The organism is Paraburkholderia sp. Ac-20340 (assembly GCF_017104965.1).
In the GTDB taxonomy this organism is placed as follows: domain Bacteria; phylum Pseudomonadota; class Gammaproteobacteria; order Burkholderiales; family Burkholderiaceae; genus Paraburkholderia.
The window spans coordinates 68,888-92,566 of record NZ_JAAGPR010000008.1; the positions used below are offsets into that span (position 1 = coordinate 68,888).

The 23,679-nt window shown below is 65.2% G+C and carries 21 protein-coding genes; 16 read left to right on the forward strand and 5 right to left on the reverse strand.

What is annotated here, in order from left to right:
* The first annotated feature begins 21 nt into the window (after nucleotides 1-21).
* The 13 genes from G3N59_RS12970 to G3N59_RS13030 all read left to right on the forward strand — a co-directional run bounded on the left by G3N59_RS12970 (nucleotide 22) and on the right by G3N59_RS13030 (nucleotide 14,753).
* Nucleotides 22-825 (forward strand): endonuclease/exonuclease/phosphatase family protein, encoded by an 804-nt coding sequence (locus tag G3N59_RS12970; protein ID WP_205983028.1) that lies wholly within the window; start codon nucleotides 22-24, stop codon nucleotides 823-825.
* A gap of 162 nt (nucleotides 826-987) precedes the next feature.
* Nucleotides 988-1,638, forward strand: a complete 651-nt coding sequence (locus G3N59_RS12975) for a LysE family transporter (RefSeq protein WP_205983031.1) — start codon at nucleotides 988-990, stop codon at nucleotides 1,636-1,638.
* A 561-nt stretch (nucleotides 1,639-2,199) separates the two neighbouring features.
* The gene (locus G3N59_RS12980) at nucleotides 2,200-2,970 is read left to right on the forward strand and encodes a ferredoxin--NADP reductase (RefSeq protein WP_027815827.1); all 771 of its coding nucleotides are present in this window, start codon (nucleotides 2,200-2,202) and stop codon (nucleotides 2,968-2,970) included.
* A gap of 468 nt (nucleotides 2,971-3,438) precedes the next feature.
* Nucleotides 3,439-4,461 (forward strand): ATP-binding protein, encoded by a 1,023-nt coding sequence (locus G3N59_RS12985; protein WP_205983032.1) that lies wholly within the window; start codon nucleotides 3,439-3,441, stop codon nucleotides 4,459-4,461.
* Nucleotides 4,458-5,114, forward strand: coding sequence for a response regulator transcription factor RqpR (rqpR, locus tag G3N59_RS12990; protein WP_205983033.1), 657 nt, complete (start codon nucleotides 4,458-4,460; stop codon nucleotides 5,112-5,114). Before G3N59_RS12985 ends, rqpR begins: the two co-directional genes overlap by 4 nt.
* A 310-nt stretch (nucleotides 5,115-5,424) precedes the next feature.
* Nucleotides 5,425-6,831, forward strand: a complete 1,407-nt coding sequence (locus tag G3N59_RS12995; protein ID WP_205983034.1) for an amino acid permease — start codon at nucleotides 5,425-5,427, stop codon at nucleotides 6,829-6,831.
* Nucleotides 6,832-7,183: 352 nt separating this feature from the next.
* A complete protein-coding gene (locus G3N59_RS13000) occupies nucleotides 7,184-7,696 on the forward strand; it encodes a (2Fe-2S)-binding protein (RefSeq protein WP_205983035.1) in 513 nt (170 codons plus the stop codon).
* 13 nt (nucleotides 7,697-7,709) lie between these two features.
* Nucleotides 7,710-10,106 (forward strand): xanthine dehydrogenase family protein molybdopterin-binding subunit, encoded by a 2,397-nt coding sequence (locus tag G3N59_RS13005; RefSeq protein WP_205983036.1) that lies wholly within the window; start codon nucleotides 7,710-7,712, stop codon nucleotides 10,104-10,106.
* Between the two features lie 13 nt (nucleotides 10,107-10,119).
* The gene (locus tag G3N59_RS13010) at nucleotides 10,120-10,920 is read left to right on the forward strand and encodes a xanthine dehydrogenase family protein subunit M (RefSeq protein WP_205983037.1); all 801 of its coding nucleotides are present in this window, start codon (nucleotides 10,120-10,122) and stop codon (nucleotides 10,918-10,920) included.
* A gap of 95 nt (nucleotides 10,921-11,015) precedes the next feature.
* Nucleotides 11,016-11,903: a MoxR family ATPase gene (locus tag G3N59_RS13015; RefSeq protein WP_205983038.1), complete on the forward strand. Its 888-nt coding sequence runs from the start codon at nucleotides 11,016-11,018 to the stop codon at nucleotides 11,901-11,903.
* Nucleotides 11,904-11,908: 5 nt separating this feature from the next.
* Nucleotides 11,909-13,186, forward strand: a complete 1,278-nt coding sequence (locus tag G3N59_RS13020) for a VWA domain-containing protein (protein ID WP_205983039.1) — start codon at nucleotides 11,909-11,911, stop codon at nucleotides 13,184-13,186.
* The gene (locus G3N59_RS13025; protein WP_205983040.1) at nucleotides 13,177-13,758 is read left to right on the forward strand and encodes a carbon monoxide dehydrogenase subunit G; all 582 of its coding nucleotides are present in this window, start codon (nucleotides 13,177-13,179) and stop codon (nucleotides 13,756-13,758) included. Before G3N59_RS13020 ends, G3N59_RS13025 begins: the two co-directional genes overlap by 10 nt.
* Nucleotides 13,731-14,753: an XdhC family protein gene (locus G3N59_RS13030; RefSeq protein WP_205983041.1), complete on the forward strand. Its 1,023-nt coding sequence runs from the start codon at nucleotides 13,731-13,733 to the stop codon at nucleotides 14,751-14,753. Before G3N59_RS13025 ends, G3N59_RS13030 begins: the two co-directional genes overlap by 28 nt.
* Nucleotides 14,754-14,862: 109 nt before the next feature.
* Here G3N59_RS13030 and G3N59_RS13035 read toward each other — a convergent pair whose 3' ends face one another.
* The 3 genes from G3N59_RS13035 to G3N59_RS13045 all read right to left on the reverse strand — a co-directional run bounded on the left by G3N59_RS13035 (nucleotide 14,863) and on the right by G3N59_RS13045 (nucleotide 17,421).
* Nucleotides 14,863-15,003, reverse strand: coding sequence for an oxalate:formate antiporter (locus G3N59_RS13035; protein WP_205983042.1), 141 nt, complete (start codon nucleotides 15,001-15,003; stop codon nucleotides 14,863-14,865).
* Between the two features lie 12 nt (nucleotides 15,004-15,015).
* The gene (locus tag G3N59_RS13040; protein WP_199125061.1) at nucleotides 15,016-16,419 is read right to left on the reverse strand and encodes an OFA family MFS transporter; all 1,404 of its coding nucleotides are present in this window, start codon (nucleotides 16,417-16,419) and stop codon (nucleotides 15,016-15,018) included.
* 309 nt (nucleotides 16,420-16,728) lie between these two features.
* Complete coding sequence (locus G3N59_RS13045; protein ID WP_346777882.1) at nucleotides 16,729-17,421, reverse strand: PepSY-associated TM helix domain-containing protein; 693 nt, start codon at nucleotides 17,419-17,421, stop codon at nucleotides 16,729-16,731.
* A 374-nt stretch (nucleotides 17,422-17,795) separates the two neighbouring features.
* Between G3N59_RS13045 and G3N59_RS13050 the strand changes: the two genes are divergently transcribed.
* Nucleotides 17,796-19,724: a DUF3857 and transglutaminase domain-containing protein gene (locus tag G3N59_RS13050; protein WP_205983044.1), complete on the forward strand. Its 1,929-nt coding sequence runs from the start codon at nucleotides 17,796-17,798 to the stop codon at nucleotides 19,722-19,724.
* Between the two features lie 21 nt (nucleotides 19,725-19,745).
* Here G3N59_RS13050 and G3N59_RS13055 read toward each other — a convergent pair whose 3' ends face one another.
* Together G3N59_RS13055 and G3N59_RS13060 are read right to left on the reverse strand one after the other, a co-directional pair.
* Nucleotides 19,746-20,795: a serine/threonine protein kinase gene (locus G3N59_RS13055; protein ID WP_205983045.1), complete on the reverse strand. Its 1,050-nt coding sequence runs from the start codon at nucleotides 20,793-20,795 to the stop codon at nucleotides 19,746-19,748.
* A 175-nt stretch (nucleotides 20,796-20,970) separates the two neighbouring features.
* On the reverse strand, nucleotides 20,971-21,183 hold the full coding sequence (locus G3N59_RS13060) for a hypothetical protein (protein ID WP_205983046.1): 213 nt from the start codon (nucleotides 21,181-21,183) through the stop codon (nucleotides 20,971-20,973).
* A gap of 688 nt (nucleotides 21,184-21,871) precedes the next feature.
* Between G3N59_RS13060 and G3N59_RS13065 the strand changes: the two genes are divergently transcribed.
* Together G3N59_RS13065 and G3N59_RS13070 are read left to right on the forward strand one after the other, a co-directional pair.
* Nucleotides 21,872-23,113, forward strand: a complete 1,242-nt coding sequence (locus tag G3N59_RS13065) for an MFS transporter (RefSeq protein ID WP_205983047.1) — start codon at nucleotides 21,872-21,874, stop codon at nucleotides 23,111-23,113.
* 320 nt (nucleotides 23,114-23,433) lie between these two features.
* On the forward strand, nucleotides 23,434-23,619 hold the full coding sequence (locus tag G3N59_RS13070) for a hypothetical protein (RefSeq protein WP_205983048.1): 186 nt from the start codon (nucleotides 23,434-23,436) through the stop codon (nucleotides 23,617-23,619).
* Nucleotides 23,620-23,679 lie beyond the last annotated feature (60 nt).

Genomic DNA, 23,679 nt, shown 5'->3' on the forward strand with positions numbered 1-23,679 from the left:
TAAGAACCTGCCGTAACCAGCATGCGAAATTTCGAACAACCTCTGATCGACCTGGACCCGGCTCATACCGGGGACTTCGTCGCGGTGAGCTGGAACCTGCACAAGGGCCGCTCGCCGCTCGGTTTTCAGGCCTGGGAAGCGATGCGGCGCTGGGTCCAATCCACCCATGCCGATGCCTGGTTTCTCCAGGAAGCGATGGCGCGGCGTCTGCCGCAGCCGTTGTTGTCATCGACATTCGGCGCGCCGCTGGGCGACCCCATCGAAGATGTCTGGCAATGCCAGGCGACGGAAATCGCCCACGCGCTCGACTTGCAGATCGCGCTCGGACCGAACGTTTTCAAACCTTCGTGGCGGCACGGCAACGCGATTCTTTCGCCGCATCCGCTCGATCTGGGCGGCCGCTGGGATATCTCGGCGCACCGGTTCGAGCGGCGCGGCCTGCTGGTTGCGCGCGCAAGTTTCGCGGGCCAGTCGGTCACGCTGCTGTGCGCGCACCTCGCGCTCACGCGCAGCGCACGCATGCGGCAGATGACGTGGATCGCGCACTGGATCGCCAAGGAAGCGCCGGACGGCCCGCTCGTGCTCGCGGGCGACTTCAACGACTGGCGCAACGATTCCGTGCCGCTTTTCGCCGAACACGGCCTGCAGGAAGTGGCCACGCTGCTGGGCGAACCCGCGCGCACCTTCCCGGCGTTTTCGCCGGCGCTCGCGCTCGACAAGATGTTCGTGCGCGGTCTCAAACCGGTCGAGCTGATCCAGCCCGCGCAGGAAACCGCGTGGCTGTCCGATCACCTGCCGTATATGGCGCGGCTGCGGCTCGAATAAGGGCCTGAGGCGCGCGCAACGCGGCGCCGAAAACATCGGCAGGACACCGATGCAATGGCGCGTGGATTTGCACGCACAGGGGCTCGCGCCGCGCTACCATGTCGCGTCGCGCGCCTCGAACGGCGCGTTTTTTTGCAGCCCGCCATTTCAACGCCCGCCGCCATGCACCACCTCGCCACGCTGCTTCAGATCGCCGTCGTCTACGCCTTCGCGCTCATCAGTCCGGGACCGAACTTTTTCATGGTGACGCAGCTTTCGCTGGCCGGGCGGCGCGGGCTCGGTATCGCTTCGGCGTTCGGCGTGGGCGCAGGTTCGACGCTATGGGCCGCGCTTGCGATGCTCGGCTTCGCCGCCGTGCTGCAGCAGATCGACTGGCTTTATCAGGGTGTGCGCGTGGCGGGCGCGCTGTATCTGCTGTGGTTCGGCCTCAAGCTGCTGCGCTCGGGCGTGCGCAAGGACCCCGCTGAAACGCATGCACCGGAAGCGCCCGTGACGCCGCTGCCGCCGCCCGATCGCCGCACCTGGCTGCGCACGTGGCGCGCGGGCTTTCTCACCTGCCTCACCAATCCGAAGTCCTGCGTGTTCTGGACCAGCGTGTTCGCCGCGGTGTTTCCCGCCCATCCGCCCACGTGGTTTTACGGCGCGGCGCTCGCGCTGGTCGCGTCGATGTCGTTCGGCTGGCATGCGAGCCTCGCGCTGCTGTTCGCCGATCAACGCACGCAGCGCGGCTACAAGCGCCTGCGCCGCCCCATCGACGCGTTTTGCGGCACCGCGCTGATCGGCCTCGCGGCCAAACTCGCCGCCGATCGCTGAAGCTACGAAACGGTGAAGCGATCGTCGCCGCAACAGCGAAAGCGGCGGTAAAACGCCGCGCAACGCGCACTGTAGTGGCCTCGACAGCAGGGTCTATGCTGCGGTCTGACAGACCTTCCGGTATCATCTAGGCCGAAGAATTGCATTAAATCGCCGGTGTGCGTCGATATTCGGGTACCGATCCGATCACGATTGCACGCCGTTTGCGGCCAGCGCGCCCTGTCACGGCGCCGCCTCCCAGCCGACGCCAGCGATCCCCGTCACGCCCCGCGTGCGGGCGCCAGCAGAACGCCTCGCCCATGGCGTGGCCCTCTTCCCCTTTCGACGCGGCGTCGCCCACGAGGCGCGCTCGCGGTAAAATGGCGGATTGCGCCTCGTTCGCCTTCGCGCGACTGGCCGGCGACCAATGGGTATCACGGCGGGTACAACGGCGGGGTACATCGGCGGGCGCATGGCGGCAAACCGCGCGCCGCGCATCGTCAGGACCGCCCGTCATGCCTCGCATGTACGGCCGGAAGGAACGCCCCGTTTGGCGGACCTTGTTTCGCACCTTCAGGAACCATGAGCAAATTCACCGAAGAAACCGTTCTGAGCGTCCACCACTGGACCGACACGCTTTTCAGCTTCACGTGCACGCGCGACCAGGCCCTGCGTTTTGACAACGGCCAGTTCACCATGGTCGGCCTCGAAGTGGACGGCAAGCCGCTGATGCGCGCGTACTCGCTCGCCAGCGCGAACTACGAAGAGCATCTCGAATTCCTCAGCATCAAGGTGCCGGACGGCCCGCTCACGTCGCGCCTGCAGCATCTGAAGGTCGGCGACAAGGTTCTGATCGGCAAGAAGCCCGTCGGTACGCTGGTCGCGGACAACCTGCTGCCCGGCAAGGTCCTGTGGATGCTGTCGACCGGCACGGGCCTCGCCCCGTTCATGTCGATCATCAAGGACCCGGACATTTACGACCGTTTCGACAAGATCGTCCTCACGCATACCTGCCGTTTCGTCGATGAACTCGCATACAAGGAATTCATCACCGAAGAACTGCGCGAGCATGAGTATCTGGGCGAGATCGTGCGCGAAAAGCTGGTCTACTACCCGACCGTCACGCGCGAAGTGTTCGACAACCGCGGCCGTATCACCGAACTGATCGACACCGGCAAGCTGTTCACGGACCTCGACCTGCCCGGCTTCACGCCCGAGCGCGACCGCATCATGCTGTGCGGCAGCACGCACATGCTGCGCGACACGGTCGAACTGCTCGAAAAGGCCGGCCTGAAGGAAGGCAGCAACAACGAGCCGGGTCATTACGTGATCGAAAAGGCCTTCGTTGGCTAAATCGGGCGGCTAACTGGGATAAGCTCAGACCACCGTCTTACAGAGTGTTTTCGGCTGACGCCGCCCCCAAAACCGGAGCCATGCGCTCCGGTTTTTTTTCGCGGCTTGCACGCCACACTGCGACATGAAATGATGCACAGCGGTTACATTTTTCGCGGAATTCAAGTAAGTTGCTTGTCAGTGTTTTTCCTACAAAAACGCCGGATGCCGACCTCATCCAGGCTCTCAGGGTTGCGCCGCTAAGCCTTGTCCCGACTGAATGTTTTCCGTTTTTGGGATAATATCGCGGCGCAGCATTAGTCATACCGTAAGGCCTGGTGGTATCAGTGCCAGGTTGTTACCGTATGTAAATTTCGTTACGCTGCGCCGTGCCGTAAGACCACGCCGGCGCTTCGCCGCGCTGGCCTGAACAGCGCTGGCAGAAGAACAGCAGGAAACCGATTCCTTATTGGGATTAACGGGGGATTGATGGATACGTCGACTCACGCCGCGTTCGACGCGCGCCCGCCTCGTGCGGATGCGACCGCTACGCGCACTGCACAGGCAGCCGGCGGACTTTCCTTCCTCGCGGACGCCGAAGGCGCGCGCGCGGCGCTCGACGCCATCTCGCGCGTGCAGCGGCAGATCGTCGCAGCGGGCGCCGCCCGTGTTCATGCCGACGAAGCCGCCCGCCGCCGCCTCGCACGCGAACTGCACGACAGCGTCGGCGCCGAACTCGCCGCTACGCGCTTCGCGTTAGCAAACGTTCAAACGTGGCTGCCCGCCGATGCCTCGCCGCAATGCGCGCAGGCACTCGCACTGGTGGTGCGCTCGCTCGACGCGGCCGCCGAAGCCGTGCGCCACGTGCTCGACGGCCTGCACGCCCCCGAACTCGACGAAGGACTGGCGACTGCGCTCGCGAACTGGACGCGCGGTTTTGGCGCGCGCACGGGTCTCGCGGCCAGCTTCAGCGTGCGCGCCTCTTCCGGTCACTACGGCCGGGGCTTCAGCGCCGAAGACAAGGAACGCCTCGCCCACCTGCCCGACGAAGCTGGGCTCGCGATCTTCCGCGTGGCGCAGGAAGCGCTCACTAACGTCGCGCGCCACGCCCAGGCGTCGCGCGTCGAAGTGCGGCTCGCCTGCACGCCCTACGCCCTCGTGCTGAGCGTGATCGACGATGGCATCGGCCTGTCGCGCGAAGCGGCGCGACGCGCCAAGAAGCAGAGCGGCCAGCGCGAAGAAAGCGCGCCCTGCGCCGAAGACGGCATCAACCGGCGCGGCGCCTATGGCATCGCCGGCATGCGCGAACGTTGTGCGGCCTTTGGCGGCGCGCTGCGCGCCATGGCCAACCCGCTCGCCGCCGATGCCGCGCCCGAAGCGCGCGAGCGCCCCGGCACGACCGTGGAAGCACGCTTCTTCTGGGACACGCTGCTTGCGCGCGCGAACGCCGACGTCGCCTCGAATCTCAGCACGAACATCGGCCCGAACCTCGCCAAAGGCATTCACTCATGACCCTGCGCATCCTGCTCGTCGACGATCATGCCGTGGTGCGCCAGGGCGTGCGCCAGTTGCTGCTCGACCGCGGCATCGCCAGCGAAGTGATCGAAGCGCAGACCGGCGCGGAAGCGCTCACCGCCATCGCCAAACACGCCTGCGACGTGGCGCTGCTCGACATCTCGCTGCCCGACATGAGCGGCATCGAAGTCCTCAAGCGCGCGAAGAAAAAGGCGCCGCGCGTGCCGGTGCTGATGTTCTCGATGTATCGCGAAGACCAGTACGCCGTGCGCGCGCTCAAGGCGGGCGCGTCGGGCTATCTGTCGAAGACCGTCGATGCCGCGCAGATGACCGCCGCCATCCAGCAGGTCGCGAGCGGCCGCAAATACGTGAGCCCGGCGATGGCCGAAGCGCTCGCCGATTACGTGCTGATCGACGGCGAACAACTGCCGCACGAAAAGCTCTCCGACCGCGAATACCAGACGCTGTGCATGCTCGCCTCGGGCAAACGTCTGACCGATATCGCGCATACGCTGTCGCTTTCGGTGAAGACGGTGAGCGTGTACCGCACGCGCCTGCTCGAAAAGATGAAGCTCGCCAATAACGCGGAGCTGACCTTCTACGTTATGAGCAACCAGCTCATCGATCTCTCGCCCGCGCCGGCCGTTTGAGCGCCGCGCCGGTTCGGCCGGCGCACTAAGCCCACTAAGGCGGCCTTCTCGCCACAAGCCCTTGATGTAGAAATACATTTCGCCGATAGCAACGCGCGCAGGCAAGGTTTGCGCGCGGCGAAGCCGCTTTGCGGCGGAATCGACCGCCCAATCCGATGCGGAACCGGTCCATTCCGACCCGAATCGGCCTGAATCAATCAGGTTGAAAGCTGCGATCGGCTAAAATTATGGGTTTCCCCCGACATACGGCACGCGAGGCGCGATGCATTCGATCGCCCGCCCGCGCGTTACACCTGGAGTTCCCCGCCAAATGTCCCTCTTTCGCAAGAAAAACGTCGAACACATGCTGCAGGCAAGCGCCAAGGGCGCCGGCCTGAAGAAGGCGCTCGGCGCATTGGACCTTACCTTTCTCGGCATCGGCGCGATTATCGGCACCGGTATTTTCGTGCTGACCGGCACGGGCGCGGTGCAAGCCGGCCCCGCGCTGATGGTCTCGTTCCTGATCGCCGCCGTGGCCTGCTGTTTCGCCGCGCTTTCGTATGCCGAATTCGCCTCGACGATTCCCGTCGCCGGTTCGATCTACACCTACTCGTATGCCACGCTCGGCGAAGTGATCGCCTGGATCATCGGCTGGGATCTGATGCTCGAATACGGTCTCGCCAGCTCGGCCGTGTCGGTGGGCTGGTCGGGCTATCTGCAGTCGCTGCTGTCCGGCTTCGGCGTGACGCTACCCGCTGCGCTCACCGCCGCGCCCGGCGCGCTGCCCGGCGTGCACACGCTCTTCAACCTGCCCGCCTTCCTCGTGATGATGGGCATCACCGCGCTGCTGTCGATCGGCGTGCGCGAGTCCACCCGCATCAACAACATCATGGTCGCGATCAAGGTCACGGTCGTGCTGCTGGTGATCGCCGTGGGCGCGTTCCACGTCACGCCCGCGAACTGGCACCCGTTCATGCCGCACGGCTGGAACGGCGTGTTCGGCGCGGCGGCGGTGATGTTCTTCGCGTTTATCGGCTTCGATGCGGTGTCCTCGGCCGCCGAAGAAGTGAAGAGCCCGAAGCGCGATCTGCCGGTCGGCATCATCGCTTCGCTGGCTGTGTGCGCGGTGCTGTATGTGTCGGTGGCCGCGGTCGTCACGGGCATCGTGCCGTGGCAGCAGTTCGCCAACATCGGCCACCCGGTTTCGTACGCGCTGCAAGTCGCGGGCGAAAAATGGGTCGCGGGCTTCATCGATCTGGGCGCGGTGCTGGGCATGCTCACCGTGATTCTGGTGATGAGCTACGGCCAGACCCGCATCATCTTCGCGATGTCGCGTGACGGTCTGCTGCCGGCGAAGCTTTCGAAGGTGCATCCGCGCTTTGCCACGCCGTTCTTCACGACCTGGCTCGTGGGCATTTTCTTCGGCCTGATCGGCGCGCTGGTGCCGCTGAACGTGCTCGCCGAACTGATCAACATCGGCACGCTCGCGGCGTTCTCGATGGTCTCGGTCGCCGTGCTCGTGCTGCGCAAGACGCACCCGAACCTGCCGCGCGCCTTCCGCTGCCCGGGCGTGCCCGTGGTGCCGGTTCTCGCGGTGGCGTCGTGCCTGTTCCTGATGCTCAATCTCGCGTGGCTCACGTGGGTCGCGTTCATGGTGTGGCTGGTGATCGGCCTCGCGATCTACTTCCTGTATTCGCGCCGTCACGCGCATCTGGCGCGCGCGCCGCAGGATCGCTAAAGCGCACACGCCAGCACGCAGTTTTCGCTGCACTGCAACGGCCCGCACGGTTTTCCGGCGGGCCGTTTTTGTTTGGATTCGCGCGTGAAAGAGCGCGTGAAAGAGCTCTTGAAAGCCGGGTACAAGCCCGCGCAGCGCAGATCGGCAAAGTGTGCTTTACTGATCGAGCCTTATCGCAATATCCCTCGCACTACGCAAAAAAGCTCCAGGCATTACTGAACAGCAACGCACCAGCAGGGGCGATTGCGGGCCCAGGCCGGTGTCTCTATCCCCCATTACCTTGGATGGGACCGGAGTTTCGCGCATCGCTCATCGAGGCGACGCTCTCCGGCCGACACAGGAGACAAAGTCCATGTCGATCAGTCTCAGCCTGACGGTCAACGGCAAGCCCGTAACCGCCCAGATCGAACCCCACACCTTACTGGTCCAGTTCCTGCGCGAGCAGATGCGGCTCACGGGCACGCACGTCGGCTGCGACACCGCGCAGTGCGGCGCCTGCACCGTCCATCTGAACGGCCGCGCGGTCAAGTCGTGCAACACGCTCGCCGTGCAGTGCGAAGGCATGACCGTGACGACCATCGAAGGACTCGCGGCAGAGCACGGCAATGGCAACGGCGCAATGCATCCGATGCAGGCCGCGTTCCGCGAATGCCACGGCTTGCAATGCGGCTTCTGTACGCCCGGCATGGTGATGAGCGCAACGGCGCTCGCCACCGACAAACCCGGTCTGACCGAAGCCGATGTGCGCGCGAATCTCGACGGCAATCTGTGCCGCTGTACGGGCTATCACAACATCGTGAAGGCCGTGCTCGCAGGCGCAGAAGGCATGCAGGCCGCCGCCGCGCAACCTGCCGCTGCGGCATAACGGGGAGACGGCCATGAACGCACCCGACTCCCCGGCGCCGCATATGATCGGCGCGTCGATCAAGCGCAAGGAAGACTATCGCTTCCTCACCGGCGCAGGCCAGTACACCGACGACGTCGTGCTGCCCGCCCAGAGCTACGCCGTATTCGTGCGCTCGCCGCACGCTCACGCGCGCATCCGAAGTATCGATACCCACGCCGCCCAAGCCGCGCCTGGCGTCGTGGCGGTGTTCACCGGCGCGGATCTCGCCGCTGAAAACGTGGGCGGCCTGCCGTGCGGCTGGCTGATCCACAGCATCGACGGCACGCCGATGCACGAACCTCCGCATCCGGTGATCGCGCACGAGAAAGCGCTGCATGTCGGCGATCAGGTGGCGCTCGTGATCGCCGAATCGCTCAAGCAGGCGAAGGATGCCGCCGAACTCGTCGAAGTCGATTACGAAGAACTGCCCGCTTCGATCGACACGGCTCACGCCGGCGACGACGGCCAGCCGCTCGTGCACGACGCCGTGCCGAACAACACCTGCTACACCTGGGGCCACGGCGACAAGGCCGCCACCGACGCCGCCTTCGCCCAGGCCGCGCACGTCACCACGCTCGACATCGTCAACAACCGGCTCGTGCCGAACGCCATCGAGCCGCGCGCCGTCAACGCGAGCTACACGCAGCACGACGACAGCTACACGGTCTACGTGGCGAACCAGAACCCGCACGTCGAACGTCTGCTGATGGCCGCGTTCGTGCTCGCGCTGCCGGAAACGAAGCTGCGCATCGTCGCGCCCGATGTGGGCGGCGGCTTCGGCTCGAAGATTTTTCTCTACGCCGAAGACGTGGCGCTCACGTGGGCATCGAAGAAAATCCGCCGTCCGGTGAAGTGGACCGCAGAACGTTCGGAATCCTTTGTTTCCGATGCACACGGCCGCGACCACGTGACGAAAGCCGAACTCGCGCTCGACAAGGACGGCAAGTTCATCGCCATGCGCGTGCACACCACGGCGAACATGGGCGCGTATCTGTCGACGTTTGCGTCGAGCGTGCCGACCATCCTCTACGCGACCTTGCTCGCCGGCCAGTACACCACGCCCGCGATCTACGCCGAAGTGAAGGCCGTGTTCACCAATACCGTGCCAGTGGACGCGTATCGCGGCGCGGGCCGCCCGGAAGCGACTTACGTGGTCGAACGCCTGGTGGAAACTGCCGCGCGCGAACTGAATATCGATCCCGCCGAACTGCGCCGCCGCAACTTCATCACGACCTTCCCTTACGCCACGCCCGTGGGCCTCACCTACGATATCGGCGATTACGAAGCCTGCCTGTCGCGCTCGCTCGAACTCGCCGACGTCAAAGGCTTTCCGGCGCGCCGCGACGAATCGAAGGCGCGCGGCATGCTGCGCGGCCTCGGCTACTCGTGCTACATCGAAGCGTGCGGACTCGCGCCGTCGAATATCGCGGGCGCGCTGGGCGCGCGTGCAGGTCTGTTCGAAGCGGGCGAAATCCGCGTAAATCCCACCGGTTCGGTGACCGTGTTCACCGGTTCGCACAGTCATGGCCAGGGACACGAAACCACCTTCGCACAAGTGGTTTCCGAGCGTCTTGGCGTGCCGATCGAGCAGATCGACATCGTGCACGGCGACACCGCACGCATTCCGTTCGGCATGGGCACGTATGGCTCGCGCTCGATTGCCGTGGGGGGATCGGCGATCATGAAAGCGCTCGACAAGATCGAGGCGAAGGCGAAGAAAATCGCCGCGCACATGCTCGAAGCGGGCGTCGAAGATATCGAGTTCGCCAACGGCGTGTTTCGCGTCGCGGGCACCGACCGCACGAAGAGCTTCGCCGAGATTTCGCTTGCGGCTTACGTGCCGCACAACTATCCGCTGGAGACGCTCGAACCGGGCCTCGACGAAAGCGCGTTCTACGATCCGACCAATTTCACCTATCCGTCGGGCGCGTATATCTGCGAAGTCGAAATCGATCCCGATACCGGCGAAACGCGCATCCAGCGCTTCACGGCCGTGGACGACTTCGGCAACGTCATCAATCCGATGATCGTCGAAGGTCAGGTGCATGGCGGTCTTGGCCAGGGCATCGGTCAGGCGATGCTGGAGCGCTGCGTCTACGACAACGAGAGCGGCCAGTTGCTCTCCGGCTCGTATATGGACTACGCGATGCCGCATGCCTCCGATGTGCCGTCGTTCACCGTGGAGACCGCGAAGGGCACGCCCTGCACGCACAATCCGCTCGGCGTGAAGGGTTGCGGCGAGGCGGGAGCGATCGGTTCGCCACCGGCTGTCATCAACGCGATTCTGGATGCGCTCGCGCCGCTCGGCGTGAAGGACATGCAGATGCCGGCGACGCCGCATCGCGTCTGGCAGGCGATTCAAACGGCGAAATCTGCCGGTCAACCTTGAGCGGAGGCGCACCATGTACTCGTTCGACTACCAGCGCGCCAGCGACGCGCAAGGCGCGGTAAAAACGCTCGCGTCCGACACCGAAGCGAAGATCCTCGCAGGCGGACAAAGCCTGCTCGCGGCGATGAAACTGCGCCTCGCGCAGCCTTCGACGCTCGTGGACATCACGCGCATTCCCGAGCTGAAAACCATTCAGGTGGACAGCAAGGTCGTGAAGATCGGCGCTGCCGTCTGTCATGCCGACGTGGCCGCGAACGCGCAGATCATCGCCACGCTGCCGGGCCTCGCGCAGCTTGCGGGGCAGATTGGCGACCGCCAGGTGCGCGCGCTCGGCACGATCGGCGGCTCGCTCGCCAACGACGATCCCGCCGCCGATTACCCCGCCGCCGTGCTCGGCCTGAACGCGACGGTCGTGACCGACCGCCGCCGCATCGCCGCCGACGACTTTTTCCTCGGCATGTACGAAACCGCGCTCGAACCCGACGAGCTGATCGTGGCCGTCGAGTTTCCGGTGCCGCAACGTTCTGCGTACGAGAAGTTCCGCAATCCGGCTTCGCATTTCGCGTTGACGGGCGTGTTCGTCGCGCAGCTTGCGGATGGCGGCGTGCGGGTGGCGGTGACGGGCGCGGCGTCATCGGTGTTTCGTGCGACGGCGCTGGAAGACGCGCTCAAGGCGAGCTTTACGCCCGCCGCGGCGCGCGCGGTGAGCATCGCCGCCAACGACCTCAACACCGATCTGCATGCGAGCGCCGACTATCGCGCGCATCTGATCCCCGTGTTGACGGCGCGCGCGGTGACGAAGGCGCTCGGCTAGTTCGCGATCGCTCGCGCTGCCTGCGCTCGCCGGCCGACCGGCGCAGCGCGGGCGGCGCGCTTTCACGCGCTTTCACGCAAACCAACAGGCACGTCATGCTTCCCGCCACCATCGACGACACGCTCGCGCAACTCGAAGCGCAGCGCTATTTCGCCAGCCGCGAACTGGCGACTGCGCTGTTTCTCGCGCTCAGGATGGAGCGTCCGCTCTTTCTCGAAGGCGAACCGGGCGTGGGCAAAACCGAACTCGCCAAAGCCGCCGCCGCGCTCGCGGGCACGACGCTGCTGCGTCTGCAATGTTATGAAGGCCTCGACACGGCCAGCGCGCTTTACGAATGGGACTATCCGCGTCAGATCATGGCGCTGCGTCTGGCCGAATCCGCGGGAGAAAAGCCCCGCAGCGACACACTCTATCGCGACGAATTTTTGCTCAAACGCCCGCTTTTACAGGCGCTGGAAAGCGATCCGCACAATCCCGGCGCACGCCGCGTGCTGTTGATCGACGAAATCGATCGCGCCGATGAACCGTTCGAAGCCTTCCTGCTCGAACTTCTTTCGGACTTCCAGGTATCGATTCCCGAATACGGCACGGTGCGCGCGAACGTGCCGCCGCTCGTGATCGTCACGTCGAACCGCACGCGCGAAGTGCACGATGCGCTCAAGCGGCGCTGCCTGTATCAATGGCTCGGCTATCCCGATCGCGAGCGCGAACTGGCGATCGTCGCCGCGCGCGCACCGCAAACGAGCCTTGAATTGCAGCGCCGCGCCGTGGCGTTCGTGCATCAGCTGCGCACGATGGATCTGTTCAAGGCGCCCGGCATCGCCGAAACGATCGACTGGTGCCGCGCGCTTTCCGCGCTCGCGGTGACGGAACTCGATCCGCAATCGGTGCAGGACACGCTGGGCGTGCTGCTCAAGTATCAGGACGATCTCGCGCAACTCGACTCGCAGCGGATCGCCAGCACGCTCGCGCTCGCGGAGTAACGCCGATGCCGATCACGCCGACCCGCGCGAACGAAAACGAAAACGCCAACGCGCCGCCCATGCTCGCGCGCAACGTCGTGCATTTCGTGCGCGTGCTGCGCGGCGCGGGCCTGCCGATGGCGAGCGCGCGCGCCGTCGATGCACTCGATGCGCTCAGTCATATCGACCTCGCGCGCCGCGACGATGTGCGCGCCGCGCTCGCCGCCGTGCTCACCGCCGCGCCCGACGAACGCGAACTGTTCGACGCCGCCTTCGCGCTGTTCTGGCGCGACCCCGACTGGGAAAACAAGCTGCGCGCGCTGCTGCTGCCGAAGGTGCAAGGCGGCCTGCCGCCGCCGCGCCGCAATAATCGCCTCGCCGATGCACTCGCCGCGCGTCCCGCCACGCGTGCGGGCGCCAAACCGCCCGCCAGCCACGAAGAACACGAGTTGCGCGCGCACGCGACCTTCAGCGCCGAAGAACGCCTGCGTCAACGCGATTTCGACACGCTCAGCGCCGACGAATGGCGCACGCTGCGCCATCTGATCCGCGCGCGCCGTCTGCCGCTGGCGAGCGCGCCCACACGCCGCCTGAAAGCCGCTTCGCACGGCACGCACGCCGATCTGCGCGCAAGCGCGCGTCAGGCCGTGCGCGCGGGCGGCGACTGGACCGTGTGGAAATACCGCGCGCGCGTCGAGCGCAAATTGCCGCTCGTGCTGCTGCTCGACATTTCCGGGTCGATGAGCAGTTATTCGCGCGCGGTGCTCTACTTCTGCCACGCGCTGCTGCAATCGCGCGAACGCCTGCAGGTGTTTCTGTTCGGTACGCGTCTCACGCACGCCACGCGCGCCTTGCGCGAACGCGATCCCGATGTCGCGCTCGCGCAGCTCGGCGCGCAGGTGGCGGACTGGTCGGGCGGCACGCGCATCGGCGAAACGCTCGCGCAGTTCAATCGGCGCTGGGCACGTCGCGTCCTGGGCGGGCGCGCCACCGCGCTGCTCGTCACCGATGGGCTCGATCACGATCCGGGCGGCGCGCTCGGCGACGAAATGGCGCGGCTGCATCGCTTTGCGCATCGCGTGGTGTGGCTCAATCCGCTGCTGCGTTATGGCGGTTTCTCGCCGAAAGCGCGCGGCGTGCAGGCGATGCTGCCGCACGTCGACGCGCATTACCCCGTGCACAACCTCGAATGCCTCGAAGCGTTCGGACGCAGCCTGCGGGAGGCGCCGCCGGGCCGCGCCGTCGCGCCCCGCGGCGCGGACGTCACGCATCCCAAAGCGCAAGGAGCGATACGATGGAGCTGACCGAAAGCCACACTTTGCCGGTGCCGCAGCAGCGCGCCTGGGAAGCGCTCAACGATACGGCGATACTTAAAGTGTGTATTCCAGGATGCGAGAGCATCGAAGCCGACGGCGAAAACACTTATGCTGTCGCCCTGACCGCTGCTGTCGGCCCCGTGAAGGCGCGCTTTAAGGGCCGCATGCAGCTCGCCGATATCGACGCGCCGCGCAGCTACACGATCCAGTTCGAGGGCCAGGGCGGCGCGGCGGGCTTCGGCAAGGGCGATGCGCGCGTGACGCTCGAACCCGCAGGCGACGACGCCACCACGCTGCATTACACCGCCAGCGCGCAGGTTGGCGGCAAGCTCGCGCAGATCGGCTCGCGGCTCGTGGACGGCGCCGCGCGCAAGATCGCCACGGAGTTTTTCAAACGCTTCGGCGAGCAGCTTGGCGCCGGCGATGCCGCCGCGCCGCCAGACACGTCCGACGCCACGGACACGACAGAATCACCCGCCGCGGAAGGCAGCGAAGCCGCCGACGGCGATGAACCGCAAAAAAGGAAACGATCATGGACAGCGTGGATCTCGAAGTCCTGAAATCCAGCGTACGCTGGCTCGAGGAAGGCCACCGCGCCCTGCTGGTGACGGTGGTGAAGACGTGGGGCTCGTCGCCGCGCCCGGAAGGCGCGATGCTCGTCGTGCGCGACGACGGCCTCGTGGTGGGCTCGGTGTCGGGCGGCTGTATCGAAGACGATCTGATCGACCGCGTGCGCCGCGAAGGCATTCACATCGTCAAGCCCGAAGCCGTGAAATACGGCATCACCGCCGAAGAAGCGCATCGCTTCGGCCTGCCTTGCGGCGGCACGATCCAGCTCGTGCTGGAACCGCTCACGCCGGCATCCGGCGTCCGCACGCTGCTGGAGACGGTCGAGCGCGGCCAACTGGTTGCGCGCACACTCGATGTCGCCTCGGGGCGCGCCACGCTCGGGCCGGCCAGCGCCACCGATGGCATCGATTTCGACGGCGAGCGTCTGCTCACGATTCACGGTCCGCGTTACCGCATGCTGGTGATCGGCGCGGGGCAGCTTTCGCGCTATCTCTGCCAGATCGCCGTGGGGCTCGATTATCAGGTGACCGTGTGCGACCCGCGCGAGGAATACACCGATACCTGGAACGTGCCCGGCACCGCGCTCGTGCGCACCATGCCCGACGACACCGTGCTCGACATGAAGCTCGACGAGCGTTGCGCGGTGATCGCGCTCACGCACGATCCCAAGCTCGACGATCTCGCGCTGATGGAGGCGCTCAAGACGCGCGCGTTCTACGTGGGCGCGCTCGGGTCGCGGCGCAATAACGCGGCGCGGCGCGAACGTCTCAAGGAATTCGATTTGAGCGATGCCGAACTCGCGCGCCTGCATGGGCCGGTGGGCATTTATATCGGCAGCCGCACGCCGCCGGAAATCGCCGTGTCGATTCTCGCGGAAGTCACGGCGGCGAAGAACGGCGTGTCGCTGCCGACCATCCTCAAGGTCGAGGGCGCGAAGGCCGCGCGCGAGCAGGCGGCGAGCGTCGGTTCAAGTTGCGACGTTTAATCGACCGCGTTAATCGACCACATATAGAAAACGGGCCGCAGCGTAATGCTAGCGGCCCGTCTTTTTAGCGCGTTAAACAAGCGCTATTCGCTTCTGTACGACTACGCGATCAGCCAAACAGCTTCATGGCCTGCGCGAGCGTATTGGTCACGCCCCACACGAGCGGCACCACCACGTAGAGCCAGAACACCGCCATCAGCACCTTGTTCGATGGCTTCGGCGTTGCGACTGCGTTGCTTGCATTCGTCATGATCTGCGCTCCTTATTTGCCAGCGGCCGCGAGTTGCGCGTCGCTCATGTGATGCTTCTCGTGCACGCGGCGCACCAGCAGGTTGCAGACGAAACCCACCACCAGCAGCGAAGCCATGATGTGAACGGTCATCGTGTAGGCATCGGCCTTGGCGACGCCGTGCGCAACCTGATACGCGCGCACGTAGTTCACCAGCACCGGGCCCGCCACGCCCGCCGCCGCCCATGCGGTCAGCAGACGGCCGTGAATGCCGCCGACGAAAGCCGTGCCGAACATGTCCGCGAGATATGCGGGCACGGTCGAGAAGCCGCCGCCGTACATCGACAGGATCAGGCAGTAGGCCAGCACGAACAGCACGATGTTGCCGCTCTGCGCGAACTGCGGCACCGCGTAGTACAGCACCGCGCCGAACACGAAGAAGATGAAGTAGGTGTTCTTGCGGCCGACCCAGTCAGACGCCGACGCCCACACGAAACGCCCGCCCATGTTGAACAGCGAAAGCAGGCCGACGAAACCGGCTGCCGCGCCTGCGGTCACGGTGTCCTTGAAGCTTTCCTGGATCATCACCGAAGCCTGGCCGAGAATGCCGATGCCCGCGGTCACGTTGAGGAACAGCACCAGCCAGATCAGGTAGAACTGCGGCGTCTTGAGCGCCTGATCGATATGCACGTGCGAGCGCGAAACCAGCTTGCCGCTCGTCGCGGGCGGGGTCCAGCCTGCCGGCTTCCAGTCCTTGGCGGGCACGCGAATCGCGATCGAGCCGATCGTCATCGAGATGAAGTAGGCCACGCCCAGCACCACGAAGGTCTGCGCGACGCCCACGCTCGTGTCGCTGGAGAAGTGCTTCATCAGCATCACGGACAGCGGTGCGGCAATCATCGCGCCGCCGCCGAAGCCCATGATCGCGAGGCCCGTCGCCATGCCGCGGCGGTCCGGGAACCAGCGGATCAGCGTCGACACCGGCGAAACGTAGCCCAGACCCAGCCCGATGCCGCCGATGACGCCATAGCCGAGATACAGCAGCGCGATCTGATGCAGATAGACGCCGAGCGCCGAAACGAGGAAGCCGCCGCCGAAGCAGCAAGCCGCCGTGAACATCGTGCGGCGCGGGCCGACGCGTTCGAGCCACTTGCCGCCGAACGCAGCCGAGAGGCCCAGAAACACGATCGCCAGCGAGAAAATCCAGCCGAGCGACGTGAGCGTCCAGTCATCGGGCGACGACTGGGTAATGCCGATCACTTTCGTGAGCGGCGAGTTGAACACCGAAAAGGCGTAGGCCTGGCCGATGCACAGATGCACCGCGAGCGCGGCGGGCGGCACCATCCAGCGCGAAAAGCCGGGCGGTGCAATGGTGGCCTCCTTGGAAAAGAAGGGCGCGGCTGCGGTGCCGCGCGTCGAATCCGCAACGCTGCTCATTGGTCGGTCTCCCTGGGAAGCGTATGTTCGTCATCACTGTGCAGGCGCGCGATTTGTTATGGAGACCGGCCAGAAAGGCATTTTCGGGCGGTTTCGAACGGTTGGGTGCGCGCGGCTGCACGAAGCACTTACGTGCCGGAATTCCGGCACGCCCGAACGTTAGTGCGACAACCGGGCACTTGGCAATATGAGATAGCGATGCATATGAGGCTGGTGCAGCGCAATAACGCCGCCGGCAGCCTCTTCGAGGCAGGAAGGAGAGCGAAGAAAATGCGGATAAAACGGGATGTGTAGCGTTTTCGCCGCGCCTTAGAGCAGGCCGATGGCAAAGGCCGCGGCCACCGAACCGACCACCAGCACCACGCCCACGGTCTTTTTGCGATTAAGTTCGGTCCACAGCAGCACGCCGGTGAGGGAAAGCAGAATCAGGCTGCCGGCGATGGTGTCCATCAGCAACACCCAGCCGATGCCCATGCCCACACCGCGATGCAGATTGTTCAGCGTGGCGAAGAACGCACTCTGCGTGCGCCGCACGGAAACCGTGCTGTTGCCCACCCAGTATTCGACGGCGATGCTCTCGTGCGGTCCCATCAGCGCGAACTGCCAGGATTCGGGCTGCACGACGCTGCGATCGCCCCACGCGACCGGATGCGCCTTCTCGCGGCGAATCTTGCCGGGCTTGCCATCGAATTCGAGGGTTTGCTGGAGCCAGCGCGCAAGCGCTTCCGGCTTGGCCGGACGCTGCGCCGGATCGGCGGGCAGCGCGACCTGCATTTCCTTGACCTGCGCGGTGCCCGACGAGATGTGCAGCGGCCCGGCGCGATGGTTGAGCAGGAAACCCGTTACGCCGAACAGCAGGCCTAGCACCGCGCCCCACAACCCGACCCAACCGTGCACCTTGCGCAGCCACTTGATGAAATTGGCGCGGCGCGAGCGTTTGCGGCGCGCGGCCAGATCGGCGGCATCGAGGGGCTGGCCCGCGCGGCGCACGACATCGGCGATATCGGGGGTCGTAGACTCGATCAGGGGCTCGTCAAGACGGGCGTTCACGGCACAGCTCCAGGCATGGCGGACGCCGCTCGAAGCACGCGCCCAGCTTACAATTGAGAATGGTTATTATTACATAGCAGAAAGCCATCTGACAGATTGGGATGCGGCGAAGCTGCGAAGCTGGAATGGGAAAGCGGAAAAAATGCCCGAAATCGGGCTGAAATCGCCGGATTCCTGGCACTGGAAGCGCTTTTATCGCCTATGTGCGGGGCCCCCGCTTGACAAGGAATTAGCCTGACTTTTAAGTGAGGGGATTGCCTGAATCTGTCTTGAACCACCCACGCCAGCCGTCCCCACAACCGCCGCGCCGTCAACGGAACGCCGCCATGCGCCACGTCCTCGTTCTTCTCATCGCTGCTATCGGCACGGCTATCGCCCAGACTGGCTGGGCGGGCAGCGAGCCCGCTTCCGCGCCTTCGGTCAGCAGCCAGGCGCCCTACACGAACGAAGCGGAAACGCAGACCTTCACCATCAACGCCGACGGCTCCTACACCAAGCTCGACTCGCTCACGCTGCGCGTGAACACCGAAGCCGGCATTGCGCGCGCGGGCCAGTACTACGTCTGGTTCAACCGGGAGATGGCGCACGTCGACATTCTCGAAGCGTGGACCGAGGACGCCCAGGGCGGCCGCCATGACGTGCGGCCCGACCAGATCCGCGACGTGCAGGAAGTACGCTCCTTCGACGCCCCGATGTTCCAGGACGTGCAGGACAAGGTGATCGTGTTTCCGGCCGTCGCGCCCGGCGCGCGCGTGCATCTCACGTGGCGCAAAACCCAGCGCGTGCCGCTCGTGCCTGGCTGGTTCAGCGACTTCACGCCGCCCGACATGGCGCCCACGCTCAACTTTCGCGCGATCTACGATCTGCCCGCCAACGTGCCGCTTTACGCCGATGCGCGCGGCTTCACGTCGATCAAACCGGTCACGGCGAACGGTCGCACGCGCTATGAATATCGCTACGACAAAGCGAACTTCGATCGCCTCGAATATGGTTCGGTTTCCTATGTAAGTTATGGGGACCGTCTGATGGTGTCGACGTTTCCCGATTACAGCGCGTTCGCGAAGGTCTATCGCGAAGCATCCGCCGACCCGAGCGCACGCGACGCGGCCATCGTGCAGCTTGCGCAGTCGCTCACCGCTCGCGACGCGACGCCGCGCGCGAAGGCGCAAACGCTCTACGACTGGGTGCGCCGCAATATCCGCTACGTGGCAATCAATGTCGGGCGCGGCGAGATCGTGCCGCATCGCGTCACCGACGTGCTCGCCAACCGCTACGGCGACTGCAAGGACCACGTGGCGCTCTATGGCGCGCTGCTCGACGCCGTGGGCGTGCACAACGTGCCTGCGCTCGTGAACAGCGGCACGATCTATACGCTGCCCGCCGTGCCCGGCTTCGGCGTGATCAACCATGTCATTACGTGGCTGCCCGATCTGCAGATGTTCGCGGATTCCACGGCGAACAACGTCGAATTCGGCTATCTGCCCTCGACCGACATGAATCGCGAAACCGTGCTGGCCGGCGACGGCACGCTCATGCGTACGCCCGCCACCGCGAACACCACGCGCGATAGCGATCTCGACATCACCGTGGCGCCCGATGGCTCCGCGCGCTTCATCTATCGGCTCGAATCGACGGGCTGGGCCGCCGAGCAGACGCGCAGCGTGCTGCGTCTGCAAACGCCCGCGCAGCGCGAGGAATCATTGCAATGGGAACTGCGTAACGCCAATCTGCGCGGCGAGGCGAAGCTTGCATCGAGTCCGCTGGAGGCCACCGGCGGGCCGCTGATCGTGACGCTCACGGGCACGCTGGACAGCTTCGTCGATCCGCAGATGACCACGCCCGTGCCCACGCTCACGAGCCTCGTGGGCGGGCTGGACGCGAGCCTGCGCTACTGGCTGGGCGAGCCGCGCCGCACGCAGCCTTTCGTGTGCCGCAACATGGTGGTGACCGAGCGTGCGCGCATTGCATTGCCGCCGGGTCTGCGCGTGCTCGACATGCCTTCGCCGCAGCACGCGGGCAATGCGTTTATCGATTTCAGTTCGGACTATGCGCTCGATGCGAACGCCAATGTGCTGCGCGTCAAGCGCACGGGCCGCACGCATTTCCCAAGCGATGTCTGCAGTGCCGCCGATTTCGCGCAGATGCGCCCGGCGTTCGAGACGATGGCGCGCGATCTGCGCGCGCAACTGATCGTGAAACCCGAGGCGAAAACGGCCTCGGGCACGAGCGCGCAGGGAAACATCACGCGCGATTGATGGAACGCTCTGGCGACGCGTTCAAACCGGCCAGAGCGGCCCTTCCTGCATGGCGCCAATCTGCTCGCGCAATTCGAGAATGCGCTCTTCCCAGTAGCGCTGCGTGTTGAACCACGGAAACGCCGCCGGGAACGCGGGATCGTTCCAGCGCCGCGCGAGCCACGCCGAGTAGTGAATCAGCCGCAAGGTGCGCAGCGCTTCGACCAGATGCAACTCGCGCTGGTCGAACTCGCAGAAGTCCTCGTAACCGGCGAGCAGATCCGCGAGCGCGCGCGACGCATCTGCACGATCGCCGGGCAGCAGCAGCCACAGATCCTGGATCGCGGGCCCCATGCGGCTATCGTCGAAGTCGACGAAATGCGGGCCGGCGTCGGTCCACAACACGTTGCTCGGGTGACAGTCGCCATGCAGACGCAGCGGGCGCACATCGCCCGCGCGTTCGAACGCCGCTTCCACGCCTTCCAGCGCGAGACCGACCGCAGCCTGCCACGCGTCGCGCACATCGGCGGGCACAAAACCGTGTTCGAGCAGAAACGTGCGCGGCTCGTAGCCATAGCTTTCGATGTCGATGGCAGGACGCTCGCGATACGGATGCAGCGCGCCCACCGCATGAATGCGGCCGATAAAACGGCCGATCCATTCGAGCGTTTCGCTGCGATCGAGATCGGGCGCGCGGCCACCGCGACGCTCGAACAAGGAGAAGCGAAAACCTTCGTGCTCGTGCAGCGAGCGGCCTTCGAGTACCAGTGCGGGCACGCCGGGAATTTCGCGAGCGGCCAGTTCGGCCACGAAAGCGTGCTCTTCGAGAATGGCCTCGTCGCTCCAGCGCCCCGGCCGATAAAACTTGGCGACGAGCGGCGCTTCGTCTTCCACGCCAATCTGATAGACGCGGTTTTCGTAGCTGTTGAGCGCGAGCATGCGGCCGTCGGTGCGACGGCCTGCGGGCATCAGCACGCCGTCGACGGCGTCGAGCACGCACTCGGGCGTCAGGCGCGCGTAGGGCGCGAGCGAATCTCCCGCAGCGCCGGATTCGTCAGCCGCGTCGGAAGAAGAGGAGGTGTGATCGTTCATCCCCGCATTGTGCATCTTGCGGGCCGCGGCGGCGAGTTGCGCGCTGCGTCCGGCGTAATCGCGGCGTGCGGATCGCACACGCCGCGTACATGCGCTGCGGGGTTGAGGCGCTGCGCATTGCGCACGCCAGGGAGCGGAGCGCGACGGCGCTACCGGTCAGGACAGGTACTGAACCTCAGTGAACTTTGGCACCGGCGGGCATTACCTGCTCGCCCGTATCGATCAGATCTTCCAGAAAAAAGGGCTCGGTATTGAGCTGACGCGATGCGCCGGGTTCGCCGACGTACCACGTCACCATGGCCATGTCGCCGAGAATACGCATCACGATGCCGCGTGCGTCATGAGGCACGGCGATATGGACGGTGCGGACAATAGAACCGATTTGCATGATGTTTCCCCGTTCCCAAGTCAATGCCGTCTTCCCCGCAGGAAAGGCCGGTCAGTGTACTGACAAAAACCCGTGCGCATACGAGGTTGCGCACACATTCAACCTGCGCCGGCAACCTGCCGCACACTCCATTGCATCGTCGCGCGACATGATGACGAAACCGCGACGATACCCGCAGGAGCGCACGTGCGTGCTAAACCGGTTTACGCATTGTTGCCTTTTTGGCCCCGCGCGCAAAGCAAAAAAATAGGGGGGCCGATCCACGCGCAACACGCTGTATTCACGTGCCGGGCGTATCGACCCCACCATCACTTTCGCACGAAGCCCGCGCGCCTGCAGTGCTATCCGCATGCGCCGCCGGCCCGGCAAAAGGCTGACTGTACCAGATGGTGAACCGGCTTCCTGAACTTCAGCATGCTGACGACCGGGCACGAAAGGGCAGACCATAACCCATATCGACGACATTTCCGTGACGCCTGCACTTGCGCGCTGCACCGGCCGCGAACCGCATCGAATGCACATTGTGCCGTTGAAATAGCGATATTCAGTTGCGCACGCAACAACATGAGCGCGCGCGTCGCACAAAAACAGGCGCTAAAAGTGCGGATCGGCACGGCAAGGTTCGCGCAACAGGCGTATCGTTGCGCCTTTGCGATTTTCGCCAGCTTTTCACTAAGGAGTCCATGTCGTGACTGCATCATCGGGCGCCGGCAGCAAGGCCGCCCCTTCGGCCATTCCCTATATCGAGCGCGGCACGCGTGAGTTCTGGCGCGCGAGTCTCGCGCTGCTGTTCGCGGGCTATGCCACGTTTTCGCTGCTCTACTGCGTGCAGCCGCTGTTGCCCGCGTTCTCGCAGACCTTCGGCGTGAGCCCCGCGCAAAGCAGCCTCTCGCTGTCGTTCAGCACGGCCGCGCTGGCCTGCGCGATCTTCGTGGCGGGCTTCGTCTCCGAAGGCTGGAGCCGTCGCACGATGATGACAGCGTCGCTCACGGCGTCTTCGCTGCTCACCCTCGCGGTGGCGTTCGTGCCGCACTGGAACACGCTGCTGGTGCTGCGCATGCTCGAAGGCATCGCGCTGGGCGGCGTGCCCGCCGTCGCCATGGCCTGGCTCGCCGAAGAGATGCACCCCGAAGGCCTCGGCCTTTCCATGGGGCTGTACGTGGGCGGCACCGCCATCGGCGGGATGGCCGGACGGGTGATCACCGGCATTTGCACCGACCTGTTCGGCTGGCGCGTGGCGGTTGCCGTGATCGGCGTGCTGGGGCTCGCGTCGATGTTCGCGTTCCGCTCGCTTTTGCCGCCCTCGCGCCATTTCGTGCCGAAGAGCGGCCTGGGCTTCGCGCATCATCGCGCGGCGCTGCTGCGCCATCTCGCGCGGCCCGGCCTGCCCGTGCTGTTTTCGCTGGGCTTCGTGCTGATGGGCAGCTTCGTCACGCTCTACAACTACATCGGCTACCGGCTGATCGCGCCGCCCTACAACATGAGCCAGGCGGCGATCGGCGCGATCTTTCTCGTGTATCTGACCGGCGTGGTCGCGTCGCCGTGGTCGGGCCGCATGGCCGATACCTTCGGGCGCGGCCGCGTGCTGATCGTCAGTCTTGCGCTGATGCTGATCGGCGTCGTGCTCACGATGTTCGCGCCGATCGGCGCGATTGCGGCGGGCATCGCGTTTCTGACGATCGGCTTTTTCGCGGGCCATTCGGTGGCGAGCGGCTGGGTCGGACGCCTCGCGCGCGAAGCGAAAGGCCAGGCGGCGGCACTCTATTTGTTGAGCTACTACCTGGGTTCGAGCATCATGGGTTCGGTCGGCGGTCACTTCTGGGCCGCGTTTGGCTGGGGCGGCGTGGCGGGTCTCGTGGCCGCGTTGCTCGTGCTGGGCCTGGCTGGCGCGAGTCTGCTGCGCAAACGCGAGCAGGCCGGCGCGGCCTGATCCGGCGCGTCACCTGGACACAGCCGGACACACCCGGCATCACGCGGAACGCAGAACGCATCGCCGGAACCGGCTGACGAAAGCTGTTCGTAACCTTGAAGATGAGGCGCAAGCGTGTTGCAGCGCACCCGGCACGGCGGCTCAAAGTCCCGCCAGGCGGGGCCACGCAGCGAGGCGCAGACAACACAGCAGCACGTCTGCGTGCCTCCACGTTTGCAGCCCTCACCTATACTCGATTCAGGGCCGAAGCTGCCGCGTCGCGCGCGACGTTATCGCGGCAGGAAGGACACTCGCCGGCCCCTAATGACAAGGAGACGAGCATGTCAGGTTATTTCACGATCGGCGACTTCGTGATGATCATCCCGATGGCCCTTGCAGGCGCGCTTTTTCTGGGGGCCGTGCCCTGCTCGACTGAATTCAGACATAACTCGTTGCGGATCATCGGCGCGTTGATCGGAGCGCTCGCGGCGGTCGCGCTAGTCGAAACGCTGCCTGCGTTGATGTAACGCGTTGATGTAACGATCCGGCGCTTTATCCATCCATGTTTGTCGCACGCGCCCTTCAGG